The organism is Winkia sp. UMB3158 (genome assembly GCF_030217145.1).
In the GTDB taxonomy this organism is placed as follows: Bacteria; Actinomycetota; Actinomycetes; order Actinomycetales; family Actinomycetaceae; genus Winkia; species Winkia anitrata.
Genome location: NZ_JASONH010000002.1, coordinates 103,132 through 116,714, shown reverse-complemented (window position 1 = coordinate 116,714; position 13,583 = coordinate 103,132). Strand labels below are relative to the sequence as shown.

General features: G+C 59.8%; 12 protein-coding genes. 8 read left to right on the top strand and 4 right to left on the bottom strand.

Going from position 1 to position 13,583, the window contains the following annotated elements:
- Positions 1–4: 4 nt before the first annotated feature.
- The 5 genes from QP400_RS02435 to QP400_RS02415 all read left to right on the top strand — a co-directional run bounded on the left by QP400_RS02435 (position 5) and on the right by QP400_RS02415 (position 6,490).
- Positions 5–1,669, top strand: a complete 1,665-nt coding sequence (locus tag QP400_RS02435) for a glycoside hydrolase family 13 protein (RefSeq protein ID WP_053086217.1) — start codon at positions 5–7, stop codon at positions 1,667–1,669.
- 20 nt (positions 1,670–1,689) lie between these two features.
- Positions 1,690–2,712 (top strand): LacI family DNA-binding transcriptional regulator, encoded by a 1,023-nt coding sequence (locus QP400_RS02430; protein ID WP_070424932.1) that lies wholly within the window; start codon positions 1,690–1,692, stop codon positions 2,710–2,712.
- Positions 2,703–3,923, top strand: a complete 1,221-nt coding sequence (locus QP400_RS02425; RefSeq protein ID WP_070424931.1) for an MFS transporter — start codon at positions 2,703–2,705, stop codon at positions 3,921–3,923. Before QP400_RS02430 ends, QP400_RS02425 begins: the two co-directional genes overlap by 10 nt.
- A 127-nt stretch (positions 3,924–4,050) precedes the next feature.
- Entirely contained in the window at positions 4,051–4,590 is a 540-nt protein-coding gene (locus QP400_RS02420) for a YagU family protein (protein WP_004808020.1), read from the top strand.
- Between the two features lie 82 nt (positions 4,591–4,672).
- A complete protein-coding gene (locus tag QP400_RS02415) occupies positions 4,673–6,490 on the top strand; it encodes a helicase HerA-like domain-containing protein (RefSeq protein WP_004808018.1) in 1,818 nt (605 codons plus the stop codon).
- Here the strand turns inward: QP400_RS02415 and QP400_RS02410 are convergent, their stop codons facing one another.
- A complete protein-coding gene (locus tag QP400_RS02410; protein WP_004808017.1) occupies positions 6,491–6,706 on the bottom strand; it encodes a hypothetical protein in 216 nt (71 codons plus the stop codon).
- A gap of 162 nt (positions 6,707–6,868) precedes the next feature.
- Between QP400_RS02410 and QP400_RS02405 the strand changes: the two genes are divergently transcribed.
- Positions 6,869–7,168, top strand: coding sequence for a hypothetical protein (locus QP400_RS02405; protein ID WP_004808016.1), 300 nt, complete (start codon positions 6,869–6,871; stop codon positions 7,166–7,168).
- Positions 7,169–7,328: 160 nt separating this feature from the next.
- Here QP400_RS02405 and QP400_RS02395 read toward each other — a convergent pair whose 3' ends face one another.
- The 3 genes from QP400_RS02395 to QP400_RS02385 form a co-directional block, all read right to left on the bottom strand.
- On the bottom strand, positions 7,329–8,888 hold the full coding sequence (locus QP400_RS02395; RefSeq protein ID WP_004808012.1) for a sodium-dependent transporter: 1,560 nt from the start codon (positions 8,886–8,888) through the stop codon (positions 7,329–7,331).
- Positions 8,889–9,064: 176 nt separating this feature from the next.
- Positions 9,065–11,407 carry a glycoside hydrolase family 31 protein gene (locus QP400_RS02390; RefSeq protein WP_004808010.1) on the bottom strand — a complete coding sequence of 781 codons (2,343 nt, stop codon included), beginning with the start codon at positions 11,405–11,407 and terminating at the stop codon, positions 9,065–9,067.
- Between the two features lie 58 nt (positions 11,408–11,465).
- Complete coding sequence (locus tag QP400_RS02385; RefSeq protein WP_141740495.1) at positions 11,466–11,768, bottom strand: hypothetical protein; 303 nt, start codon at positions 11,766–11,768, stop codon at positions 11,466–11,468.
- Between the two features lie 283 nt (positions 11,769–12,051).
- On the opposite strand from QP400_RS02385, the gene QP400_RS02380 reads away from it, so the two are divergent.
- Both QP400_RS02380 and QP400_RS02375 read left to right on the top strand, forming a co-directional pair.
- The gene (locus tag QP400_RS02380) at positions 12,052–12,318 is read left to right on the top strand and encodes a hypothetical protein (RefSeq protein ID WP_004808005.1); all 267 of its coding nucleotides are present in this window, start codon (positions 12,052–12,054) and stop codon (positions 12,316–12,318) included.
- 494 nt (positions 12,319–12,812) lie between these two features.
- Positions 12,813–13,568, top strand: coding sequence for an amino acid ABC transporter ATP-binding protein (locus QP400_RS02375; protein WP_004808002.1), 756 nt, complete (start codon positions 12,813–12,815; stop codon positions 13,566–13,568).
- The last annotated feature ends 15 nt before the right edge of the window (positions 13,569–13,583 follow it).

Genomic DNA, 13,583 nt, shown 5'->3' with positions numbered 1-13,583 from the left:
AATCTTGACCGATACCACTATGCGCCCGGACATGGATCAGTGGTGGCGCAGCGCAGTAATCTACCAGGTCTACCCACGATCCTTCGCGGACTCGGGGGCAGACGGCCTGGGGGATCTGCCTGGCATCATTTCGAAGCTAGACTACCTGGCCAAACTGGGGGTAGATGCGATCTGGGTATCGCCGTTTTACCCCTCGCCGCAGGCAGATGCTGGCTACGACGTTGCGGACTACTTCGACATCAACCCGGACTATGGCACCCTGGCCGACTACGACAAGTTGGTCTCTCGCGCCCACGCCCTGGGCATAAAGGTGATCATCGACGTGGTGCCGAACCATTCGTCCTCGGACCATAAGTGGTTCAAGGAGGCACTAGCTGCCGGGCCGAACTCGCCCGAACGCGACCGCTACATCTTCCGTTACAGCGAAGACGGGGCTCCCAACAACTGGGGTTCCATGTTTGGCGGACCCGCCTGGTCCAAGGTGGACCTGCGCACCGGCAAGGAAGAGGACCGCGGCTGGTGGTACCTGCACCTGTTCGATCCGGAACAGCCGGACTTCAACTGGAAGAACCCGCAGGTACACGAACTATTTAGGAACTACCTCCGGTTCTGGTGCGAAAAGGGTACCGACGGTTTCCGCGTCGACGTGGCCCACGGCCTCGTAAAGGCCGAAGGCCTGCCCGACGACACTATTGGCCCGGACCGGTGGGACCCGGAAAAAACCAGCGGCAAGAACGTGGAACCCTACTACGACCAGGATGGGGTCCACGAGATCTACCGCGAGTGGCGCAAAGTATTGGACGAATTCGGCCGCGACCGCATGATGGTAGCCGAAGCATGGGTTGATCCCCTGTCGCGCACCGCCAAATACGTGCGCGAGGACGAAATGAGTCAGGCGTTCAACTTCGCCTACCTGAAGGCCCCGTGGCAGGCAGCAGAACTTCGGCAGGTAATCGACACCACTCGCACCGAATTTGGCAAGGTAGGCGCACCCGTCACCTGGGTACTGTCTAATCACGACGTAGTCCGGCACGCGACCAGGCTGGGCTACGAGGTCGGCCACGACACCGAGTCGGGCATTGGCGCCTCGGATCCGCAGCCGGATCGCGAGCTAGGCCTCCGCCGCGCGCTAGCGGCCACCACGTTCATGATGGGGCTTCCCGGCGGCGCCTACATATACCAGGGCGAAGAGCTGGGACTGCCCGAGCACACCACTCTGGATGACGACGCCCGCCAGGATCCCACCTGGTTCCGCACCGGTAAACGCGTTCCCGGCCGCGACGGCTGCCGCATCCCGCTACCTTGGGTACACGACGCCAAGAACTACGGTTTCGGCACCGGCACCCCATGGTTGCCGCAGCCAGAATTGTGGGCAGAGCTGGCAGCCGACCTGCAAGAGCAGAATTCGGCCTCGCCGCTGGCGCACTACCGTCATCTTCTGTCCCAGCGCAGGGCATTCTCCATGGGCACGGGCGACCTCCAGTGGGGCGACTCGCCCGAGGACGTGCTAGCCTTCACCAACGGGCAGGTGCTAGTGGCACTGAACCTGGGCGAAGACGCCACCCTCAACATCGAGGGCGAAGCAGTGGTAGCCACTAAGGGCGCCACTGCCGAAGACGGCAAGGTACACCTAGAACGCGACAGCGCCATCTGGGTACACCTGAAATAGCAGAAAAGAGGGCGACACCGATGGTCACCAGGCAGGACGTGGCTCGCGCGGCCGGGGTGTCGCCCTCTACCGTTTCCTACGTACTTTCCGGACGCCGCCCCACCTCGGCAGCCACCCGCGAGCGCGTCCTAGCCACAGTCGAGGCGTTAGGGTACGTCCCCAATGCGACGGCTAGTGCGCTGGCGTCGCGGTCTGCGCACACGATCGGCCTGCACACAATTCCGGCAGTGTATGGGGTGGACTCCATTGCCACCGAATATATGGCGGGGATGCACTCGGAGGTGCAGAAGGTTGGTGCCTCACTGGTACTGCCGTTCCTAACCGGCTCGGACAGTGAAGCCTTCCGGCGATTCCTGCGCTCGCGCGTAGTAGACACAATGATTCTGATGGACGTGTCCACGGATGACTGGCGCGAACAGGTCATGTTGGAAGAGCATTTCCCGGGCGTAATGCTAGGGCTGACAGGACGCTGCGGAGGGTTGCCATACGTCGAATCTGACTTCGCGGCGGTGGGAAGAATGGCCGTAGCCGAAGGGGCAAAATACGGCCACCGCAACGCCCTCCTACTCACGCGCGACGTTGCCACCGACGGTTCGGTACCTCGTACCGGCCGCACCATTGCTACTTCCGCCATTGCTGCCTGCAGGGAAAGCGGGATCAGCGTGCGCGAAATGTGCGTCCCCACTCACCCGAGCTACGCCCTGGACGTGGCCGACTGCTTATGCCAGCAAGATGCGCCCACGCTGCTACTTGCCGAAAATGGGGAGATAGCAGCCGTTGCGGTAGCCATCCTAAAGGATCGCGGACTTGCCTTAGGGGTCGATTATTCAGTAATCGCTCTGGGCGGGGAGGCCCGATTCCACCCCTATATTCCCCCCATGTTTACCGAGGTCTCCGGGCCTCGGAAGGAAATGGGGGCGTACACTATTCGGCTCGCACTGGCCCCGCACAAGGCGGTGCGCTCAAAAATGTACCCACCTCTTTTGATAGATCGAGGAACCCTGACCAAGCCCAAACTCGGCCCAGGAGCAGAATGCAACTAGTATCAGCACAGACACGACAAGCAAGGGCGGCAGTAACCGCCCTCTTCTTTACCAATGGAGCGCTGATGGCGGGCATGGTACCCCGCTACCCGGCCATAAAAGACGTGTTCGAGCTGAGCGGTTCCACCTACGGGCTAACGGTCGCCCTATTTCCCCTGGGCGGCATGTGCGGCGGAGCCATTACCGCCTGGGCAATTCGCAAATGGGGCTCGGCGCGGGTCGCCGCCTCCGGAACCGCCATTTTGGGGGTCCTATTCGCTTTAGCCGGGTTCCTAGTATCATTCAGGGAGGCCGGATGGCTGGGCATCGACATAGGGTATGCAGCCTTCGCTGCCAGCTTCTTCGCTTGCGGCTTCTGCGACGCCAACGTGGACGTGGGCCAGAACGCGCACGGGTTGCGAGTACAAAAACAGTACGGCCGCTCAATAATCAATTCCTTCCATGCCGCCTGGTCTGGAGGCGTTGTCGCGGGCGGCCTACTGGCATCCGTCGCCATTGCCGTGGGGCTGCCAATCGGGTGTCACATGCTGCTAGCCGGCGGCCTATTCGCGCTGCTAGGACAGGTGGCGTTCAGGTACACCCTTCCCGGACCGGACGGGCATAACGCGGAGAAGGAAGCCAACGCAGCGGCAGTACATACCATCCGCATATCCCCCATCCTGGCCTTGGCCGCACTGATTTTCCTAGCAATCGCAGGCGCCCTGGTAGAGGACAACGCCCAGGCCTGGGCCACCCTCTACATGCGCGATTTCCTAGGCATTTCCGCTGCTTTGGCAGGGAGCGCCTACGTGGCCGCTTTCGCTGCCCAACTGATTGGCCGCATGGTTGGCGACCGCCTGATCGACAGTTGGGGGCCACGCACTGTAATCAGCCTAGGCGGGGTGCTAATCACCGTGGGAATGTTCGCGTCTATGCTTTTCCCCTCTGCTTTCACCACGGTTACCGGACTGGCACTGGCAGGTTTCGGATCTGCAACAATAGTGCCGATCGCAATGAACGCGGCAGACGATATTCCCAGCCTGCGTCCAGGTACCGGACTTGCCGTATTAGCTTGGCTCATGCGCGTCGCCTTCCTTGTCTCTCCCCCACTAATCGGCAAAATCGTCGACATATTCGGCGTCCGAGTCAGCCTGTGGGCTCTTCCCTTCGCCGGACTGGCAGTAATTGCGTCCTCGTTTGTATTAGCCGCCCAAACCAAACAAAGGATATGATCACCTGCGACCCGGCAGTTCGCCGAGCCGCAAGGACTGCAGCGCTGTCGCTCGGGATGCGACGAGCGCTCGCCGCATTTGAAAGTCACTCACTGCGCTCTTGCTCACCAAAATAGAGTGAGGACTAATGATCACCACTAATCCCGCCCAACGCAACTACAAAGTTGCCGCCCTCGTAGGCATCATTGGCGGTTTCTTCTCGGCAATCGTGAAATTCGGCTGGGAGGTTCCCTTCCCTCCGCGAACTCCAGAACGCAATGCGACTAACCCGCCCCAATCCACCCTGGAATTATTGGGCATGTCCCCCGAAGCGTCGCATACTTCTGTCACTTACAACGGCAATGCGCTGCCCATCTACTCGTTTTTAATTCACTTTTCGTTCGCGATCTTCTTCGCGGTACTCTACTGCCTGCTAGCAGAAGTGAACACGAAGGTCACCCTGTGGCAGGGTGCAGCCTTCGGCATTGTGGTCTACGTACTGTTTCACGTTCTACTAATGCCCGCCCTTGGCATTGTTCCCGCGCCTTGGAATCAGCCTTTCGCAGAGCACTTCTCGGAATTCTTCGGACACGTTGTCTGGTTGTGGTCCATAGAGATTGTCCGTCGCGATCTGCGCAACCGGATCACCGGAGAACCTGATCCGAGTCCGGAAGTACACGCTGCATGACTTTCCTTTCGCCGCTAGCACCCAACCACGCGTGTCGGTGCTAGCGGCGATATTAGCCCGCAGCCACTGCGTTTTATCCACTATGCTTTCCAGTGTGAGTGCAAATGAAAGCCCCGAGGAGCTACAAGCCCAACTAGCCGCCGCCCGCGCCGAAGCCGCAGAAGCAAAAGCCGAAGCAGCTCGCCTCAAAGCTGAGGCCGCCGAAGCCCGCGCAGCCGCCGCTCAAGCAGACCCTTCCCAGACGGCCGGGGAAGATTCGGATCAGCCCCAGACGCCACCGCCTGCACAACCCGATTCGAACACCGCCGAGGCACCAGCGGAAGGGTCCCATGAACCTTCGGAACTGGCACAGCACATCAAGGCCGGCTACTCGTTTACGGATGACCTACAGACCATAACTTTGGGCACTCTTCTTGAGGGCGGGGCCCCCACTCCCGGCGTAACTGCCAAGCTGCCGCTTTCGATCATGAACCGTCACCTGCTTGTTGCGGGTGCTACAGGCACGGGCAAGACACGCACGTTGCAGCTGCTGGCCGAGGGGCTCTCTGGGGCCGGCTGCCCCGCCGTGCTGGTGGACGTGAAGGGCGATCTTACCGGCCTGGCCGAGGCCGGGCAGGCCTCAGACAAGCTAACGCAGCGCACTAGCGCCAACGGACAAGATTGGAAGGGGGATGCTTTCCCCGTCCAACTACTTACCCCTTCCGGTGCGAAAGCTCCCGTTCCGGGCGCGCTGGTGCGAACTCGCGTCACCGATTTTGGGCCGCTCCTATTGGCCCGCGCATTGCAGCTCAATACCACCCAGGAGCAGGCGCTCCAGCTCATCTTCAGTTGGGCCGACTCCAACGGGTTATACCTGGTAGACCTGGGCGACCTACGCTCAGTAATCGCGTTCCTGACCTCTAAAGAGGGAAAGGCCGAACTGGCCAGTATTGGCGGGGTTGGTCCTGCTACGGCGGGGGTCATCCTGCGCACGCTCAGCGCGTTGGAATCGCAAGGTGGTGACAAGTTCTTTGGTGAGCCCAGCTTTGACACGGCCGACCTGCTAGCTAAGCAGGGCGAACGGGGCGTCATCTCGTTGCTTGAGGTCGGGGACATGTCCACCCGTCCCGCGCTCATCTCCGCCCTCATCATGTGGCTGCTGGCGCAACTATTCCAGACCTTGCCCGAAGTGGGCGACGTCGACAAACCCCACCTGACCTTTGTTTTCGATGAGGCTCACCTGCTATTTACCGATGCCACCAAAGAATTCGTGCGCCAGGTGGTGCACACGGTGCGGTTGATCCGTTCGAAAGGAGTCTCGGTAGTTTTCGTCACTCAGTCCCCCAACGATATTCCGGCAGACGTGCTAGCGCAGCTCGGCTCCCGCATCCAGCACGGGCTGAGGGCGGCCACCCCACAAGACCAGAAGGCGCTCAAGCAGACCGTAAAGACTTTCCCAGAAACCAGCCTGGACCTGGCAGAGGTGCTGACAAATCTGGGTACCGGCGAGGCCGTAGTGACCGTCCTCGACCCGAAGGGCAGGCCCACCCCGGTAGCCCCATTCTCGGTATGGGCGCCCGCCTCGGTTATGGGGCAGGCCAGCCCAGAAAAAGTGAAAGAACTAGCGACCTCTGCACTGGCCCAAAAGTACGCGACCGCAGTTGACCCGCACTCGGCCACCGAAGAGCTAGCCGAGCGCGCCCAGAAGGCGAAGGCGGAAACCGAAGCTCAAGCCAAAAAGGCGGCCGCTGACAAGGAGGCCCAAAAAGAGGCTGAACGGGCTCAAAAGGAAGCAGAAAAAGCCCGGGCCAAACGCAGCAAAGACATGGAATCGGTACTAACGAACGTGCTGCGCTCGGCTGGACGCACGTTGGGCCGCGAAATCACTAGGTCGATCTTCGGCACCCGCCGGCGCAAGTAGTTAGCGTTCCTGGCTGCGCGCTGCCAGCCCAATAATCCAAAGGCCGCACGCCACCAGTGAGGCAAAACCGGTGAATTGGGCGCAGCGGCGGGCCAGCCCGCCTACTTTACAGGCAAAGCTCCCCGGGTCAGCCAGCACGTCAGTTGCTACGTAACCGGCTAGTGCGACAACAGTGACCGCCAGAAGGGTCAGTGCGATGCGGCGAAGTAATTGCAATTGGGGCCTCCGCGCACAAGACTAGCGCACTCTTTGCCGCACAGAATAGCCAAAAACATTATATTTTCCTAATGTTTAGGCCCTGAACGGGAACTATAACAATTCAATTTTGTTTTTTCGCCTGTACACTTGCCATATAACTGGCTAACAGAAGAGGTAGGCGTGCAACAGAACCTGGATAAGTGGCTCATCCGACTGGGTATCGTGATCCTGATCGGGTGGATCTTAACAGACATGTTCGGTACCTACGTGTCATCGCACATGACCGCCTACTCCAACCCCCTAGACTACTTCGTACAGGGCCTATGGAACTGCGCGATCATGTTCTTCACTTCCTACAACGGCATTGCCATTTTGATGGCTGGCCTAATCATTCGCGAAGTGCGTGCCGCGCGCGCAGAATTTCGGGCCCGCCCCGGAACTAATGTCCGAAGCGAGCCCGAAAGCGAAGAGCTACTGTAACTATTCAGTCTTGGTAATGTCCCCGGCGGGGGTGTATTGGCTACCACTTTTTCTGCCCGCTCGTAGGGGGTAGACATGTAGTGGAGTGCCACTACGGAGCCGATCAGGCCGCCCCACACGATCAGGATGGTAACCAACATAAGGATAATTGCTGCCCCGGTCACTTCTGGGCCTCCTTAATCCAGTCGACGTTACTCAGGTCGTGTTCGCCCTCAAGCGATTCTTCATCCCTCCACTTCACCAGAGGGAACACGACGGCAAATACTGCGCACAGTGCCACGCACCCCCACCCGAAAGCGGCCACGTACCAGGTGGGGTATTCTCCGTAGCCTTCACACAGGTAGTCCTTTATGGACAGCACCAGCATGATCCCTAGGAAGAGCGGTATGAACAGCCTGATCATCCAGGTCCACCAGCGTCCCACGTGCACGGTAGATAGTACGTTCAGATGGTCACGCAGCGGCTTCAGCTTGGGCCAGACCCATGACACGGCAACGGCCATGAGGATGGTTGCGAAGACGACGCCGACCGAATTGATGAACGCGTCCACCGTGTCCACGGCGCCCATGCCCGAGGTGGTGCCGTACAGCACCAGCGAGATCACGCCGGCTAAGGAGCCAAGCAGGATTGCCGCGCGCTTTACGGGCCAGCCGAACTTGTCGGCAAAGGCGCCGGAGACGACCTGTACCAGCGACAGCAGCGAGGTTACGCCCGCCAACGTCAACGAAACGAAGAAAAGGATGCCGAAGAAGGCGCCTCCAGGCATCATTGAAATGATCTTCGGGAAGGTGATGAACGCCAGGGAAATGCCAGACAGGCCTTCCAGATCAGACACTTGCACGCCCTGCTGGTATGCCATGAAACCGAGTGCGGAGAACACGCCAATTCCGGCCAGGATTTCGAACGAGGAGTTCGCGAATCCCGCCACTAGGGCGGTGCCCGTCAGATTCGATTTGCGGCGCAGGTAGGAGGCGTAGGTCAGCATGATGCCGAAGCCCGCCGACATGGAGAAGAAGATCTGCGCGAACGCGGCCATCCACACTTTCGGCTTGGCGATTGCGGACCAGTCAGGAGTGAAGAAGGAGTTTAGCCCTTCCATGGCGCCGGGCAGCAGCAGCGCGCGCACGACCAGGGCGGCGAAGACTATTACCAGCAGCGGGATAAAGATTTTGTTAGCGCGCTCGACGCCCTTTTGCACGCCAAGAGCGATGATGCCAACTACCACTACCCACATGAGTGCCAGCGGGATCATTACGCCCCAGACAGGGGAGCCGATAACGGCGGTCTGGCTGGAAGTTTCCAGGAACTTCGTGAAGAAGAACTTCTGCGGGTCATCGCCCCACGCGTTGGTGACGGCGAAGAAGATGTAGCGGAAGGACCAGGCCAGGATTACGGCATAGTAGGTCATGATGACGAAGCATACGCCCACGTGCCACCAGCCGATGAATTCGGCTTTTTTGTTGATGCGGCGGAATGCTAGCGGCGGGGTCCCGTGGAAGCGATGGCCGATCGCGTAGTCAAGTAGCAAGATAGGTAGGCCGATGGCTAGTAGTGCGCACAGGTAGGGAACGATGAACGCTCCGCCGCCGTTTTCGTATGCTACTCCTGGGAATCGCCAAATGTTGCCGAGGCCGATTGCCGACCCGACCGCAGCTAGGATGAAACCCAGTTGCCCGGACCATGCGCCGCGGGCATTAGATTTTGACTTAGTTTCAGCCACGTCTACCTTCTTTTCGAGTTAGATTGGGTGAAATTAGCCTAAGACCCGCGTCCATTTTCTGAACAGCTTGTCCGCATTTTGACCATTGTGCGGCGTTACCTCTGGTTGCGGGGTTTCGCCCTCGCGATACGCAGGTGCAGAAAATCGATGGCGATCCCCCTTCACTGGGGCGTCTTCTAGCGGTTTCGGAGCACCTCTCGCAGCGCCCCTACCAGCGAGGACGGCCCCGCGATCGCCTCTAGCGCCAAGTCGTCGCCCGCATCAGCAGCCTTCCCCAGGTCCGACTTTAGGGGGTAGGAGATCTCGGCTTGGTCGATTAGTTCGAAGGTGCGGGCCCGCCAATCCGGTTCAGCCAGGCGCAAAGTAAGGTGGCAATCCAAACTGCCCAGGTCGACCTCGCCCAGGTCTAGCACCGATTCGTCTTGCCCGTTCAGGCGGGCCCCCAAAAGCTGTAGCCGCACCTGCTTGGGAAGGTGCTCGCCCTCGCCTTGCAGGTGCAGGTCAAGGGCCCCTTCTTCCCGCTTCCAGGTGGCAGCCAGCTGTGCCCGGACGGGCGTTGGCGAGGGCGAATCCTCACCGCCGGGGGCGTCCTCGATGTAGGTCGAACGGTAACTGCCTCGCTCGCTTTGCGGAACCGCGAAGGCAAGGGTGAGCTCGCGGGGCGCGTGGGCTTGGTCTGCGGGGACGTCGCCCTCGAACAGGTGCTCGGAGAGGGGGATCAGCGCGCCGGCGCGCACCAGGGCCGGTACATGTTCCAAGGTGCGCCAGAAGCTGCGGCGGCCTCCCCCCAGGTAATGGGTGCCCAAGAAAAAGTCCACCCATTCGCCGCGCGGAAGGTAGGTGCTGGCCTTGGCAAGGTGGGTGTGCGGGTCGGCGGGCTCGGTGATGGGGGCCACCAGCATGTCGGCCCCGAAGAAGAAGGCGCCCGGGCTGTGGTAGGCGTCCATCACCTCGGGCTCTTCGTAGTAGAGGGGGCGCACCAACGCCACTCCGCGCAGGTGGGCCTGCCAGGCGGCTGTGTACAGGTAGGGGATCAGCTTGTGGCGCAGCCGCAGGTAGTTGCCTTGGATGCGTTCACCGACCTGGCCGTAACGCCACGGCTCTTTCGAATTGAACGGGTCATTAGTCGAATGCAAGCGCAAGATGGGGCTGAAAACGCCCAGTTGCACCCAGCGGGTCTCCAGTTCGTTGTCCTTGACACCAAACATGTGCCCACCAATGTCGTGCGACCAGAAAAAGTAGCCAATGTTGGCGGCCGTGGCGGTGAAATATGGTTGGAATGCCAGCGAATCCCAACTGACCACCGTATCCCCCGAAAATCCCACCGGGTAGCGGTGCGACCCGGGGCCCGCATAGCGCGAAAACGCCAGGGGGCGGCGTAGCTTCCCGTCGGCGCGCAACCTAGCGTTGTCGGTGAAGGTCAGGTGGTTGAGCATCCATAGCGGGTCCAGCCCAGCGATCGAGGTATGTTTGCCCTGCTGCCAGTCCATCCACCAAAAGTCGACGCCCTGTTCTTCCAGGGGGTGTAGCAACAGGTCTAAGTAGGCCTGCAGGTAGTCTTTAGAGGCGCCGTCAAAGGGGATGGGCGCTCCATCTTCAACGCCGAGGGCGGCCGCGAAAGCCGGGTAGGCGTCCTCGTGTGCGCGCACGCCGTCGGCTGGGTGTTCGTTGAGGCTGACGCGCAGGTTGCGGCCGTGCAATGCCCGCATGAACGCGGCCGGGTCCGGGAAAAGTTCCTTGTTGAAGGTGTAGCCGGTCCAGCCGTTACCGTATTTGGGGTCCAGGTCGGTCAGGTGCCAATCCATGTCCAGCACGGCCACGGAAAACGGTAGTTTTTCGGCGGCAAACCGATCCATCAAGGCCAGATATTCCGTGTCCGTGTAACGGTGGTAGCGCGACCACCAATTCCCTAGCGCCCACCTGGGGATCAGCGGGGTTTTACCCGACAGGGCGAAAAAGGCATCGAGGGCTTCTTGGTAGGCGTGCCCGTAGCCGAAATAGTACAGGTCGCAGGCGCCTTTTTCGCGGGCGGTAGGCCAGTCCTGCACGAGCGGGGTAGCACTGTCATCAATAACCGCGTACCCGCGTGGGGATATGAGGCCGGGTTCTATGGTTACGGCGCCGTCGGCCTCGTCCAGGGTGCGGGCGGTACCGCCCAGGTTGGCCAGAAAGTCACCTTGGGTGGTCGGTTGGGCATCCCCGTAGTGCCAGACCGTGTTCCACCCCGTCCCCGTGTGCCCAAGTAGGGAAATGGATAGGGACGAGGGCGAGAAGGGGCCGCCACTGTAGCGCAGGTGGAAAGCCTCGGTGAGGATTTCAAGGCCCTTCCCGGAGCGAACCACACGGAAATCGGGGACCGGGAAATCCCGGTTGATCGCCATGAAAGAGGCCTGGTCAGCGAAAGTACCCGTGGGGGAATACTCCATGCGTATCAGGCGCGAGGTGAGCACCGTGAACCGGTAGGTGTCCCCTTCTACTACGGCGTCGGGGCGGGCGGGAGCTGGCGGGAATAGATTCATGCGTCAATGCTTTCGCATTGGGAGCCGAAACGCCAGCGGCCCACCCTGAAATTAGTTGCTACTTGTACGCTGGGCTAGCTACAGCGGCAGACCGTCCGCGGAAGGCCAACGCGGCAAAGGCGCAAATTGTACAGAGCGCGAAGGATCCGAAGCTCCACAGCAGGAAGAACATTCCGCGTTGCAAGTGGTGCACCGCTTCGGCACCGGCCGCGCCTGTCGCCCCCACGAGGTAAACGTTATTGGCGGCACCGAAAAATGTCCCAATTGCGATCAACAAGAATATGACTGACAGAATGATTCCTACTTTGTTCACTGTCGACTGCCCCATAGCGTCCTCGATTCCTCCTTCGGAATAATTCACTGGCGAATGTACAACAATTGCGGGGGGGTGCAGCCCGAAACAGCAAATCCGGGGGCCGCCCTCGACACGCATCGCCAAACCCAACCCGCGAGGCTTGGTGTTCCGCCGCGAACCAAGGTGTTGTCGACCAAGGATCGCGAGCCAATTTTCGCTCAAGACAACATCACCAAGCCCATTCGCGCTTCCACCTCAGAGCTATGTTTCAAAACGCTTTTCGTGCCAAAAGGCGGCATAATCGTTTACGGGACCGGAAAGTGTGGGGGCAAAAGCTAAGGAGGCTGCAATGGGTGAGTCAGAGTACATAAATCCGATGATCTACGACGTGATGAAAGAGATCGCGAACTTTATTGATGGGGCTTATATCCACTGGAGCGCAAATGCTGCCACTAAGCGCGAGGCTGATTATTGGGATAAGAAATCGATAGATTTTATGGATGAGGTCATGCTGGTTGATCCTTCTGATAAGCGGGCTGTGCAAGCCAAGGTTGATGAGCTAGCAAAGATCTGGAAGTCTCTCCCAAGACAGGCCCCAAAGATAGACTCCCTATGAGCGCTGAACTTTCACTGTATGCACTGAACCTGAACACATACGCGCAGGGCGGGTACGCACCTATTCGCTCGAAGAAGTAGCTGCCGAGTTCGGCATCGAAGATTTATCCTCCTGACACGACGCGCAAATAGCTGCGCAAAAACTCCCGGCAACCACCGGGGCGTGTTGCCGTTACGCCGCGAAACCAGGGGAACCCCCGCGAACCTTGGTGTTCTGCCGCGAAACCAGGTGTTGTCGACCAAGGTTCGCGGATTCGACCAAGACTCACGAAACTAGACCGCCGCCTCGCCCTCCCCGAAAGACGACTCTCGGGCACGCGCTGCCTGCGAAAGATACAATTGACCTTATGGTCGGCCCGCAGTTGCGTACGCGCTCCGCCTAGAGGGCGCAGGCAGGCACCCGCGTGGATGCTCGCCCTCATGCTAGGCGGTGACTTATGACTCAATATGTGGCCCTCCGGAACAAAATAGCCTCTAGTTTGATTGCATCTTTATATGGACAGCTCTACATCTGCTCAGCCGCTCGTGCGGATCCGCGACGTGCACAAACGCTTCGGCAGTTTCGAAGCTCTGCGCGGAGTCAACCTGGATATTTACCCGGGCGAGGTCGTAGCGCTAATTGGCGCCTCCGGCTCCGGCAAATCCACGCTGTGTAGGTGTATCAATCGGCTGGAAACCATCAGCAGCGGCTCAATTGAAATCGACGGTCGCCCGCTCCCCCAAGAAGGTAAGGAATTGGCGGCACTGCGCGCCGAAATTGGCATGGTCTTCCAATCCTTCAACCTGTTCGAACACAAAACGGCGCTGGACAACATCACCCTTGCTCCCATCAAAGTGCGCCACGAAAAACCTGCCGACGCCCGCGAAAACGCGCGAAAGCTATTGCAGCGCGTCGGGCTCGGCGACAAAGCAGATTCATTCCCTGCGCAACTATCAGGAGGGCAGCAGCAGCGAGTTGCAATAGCGCGCTGCTTAGCTATGTCACCCAAAATGATGCTGTTCGACGAACCGACCTCCGCCCTCGACCCGGAAATGATCAACGAGGTCCTGGACGTCATCGACGAACTAGCAAAAGGCGGCATGACCATGCTGATCGTCACCCACGAAATGGGATTTGCCCGCCAAGTAGCCGACCGGGTCGCCTTCATTGACGACGGCAACATTGTCGAGGACGCACCCCCGGAAGAATTCTTCACAAACCCGAAGACAGAGCGCGCGAGGGCGTTCCTGTCAAAAATTCTGAACCACTAATCCCCGCAGGGATAG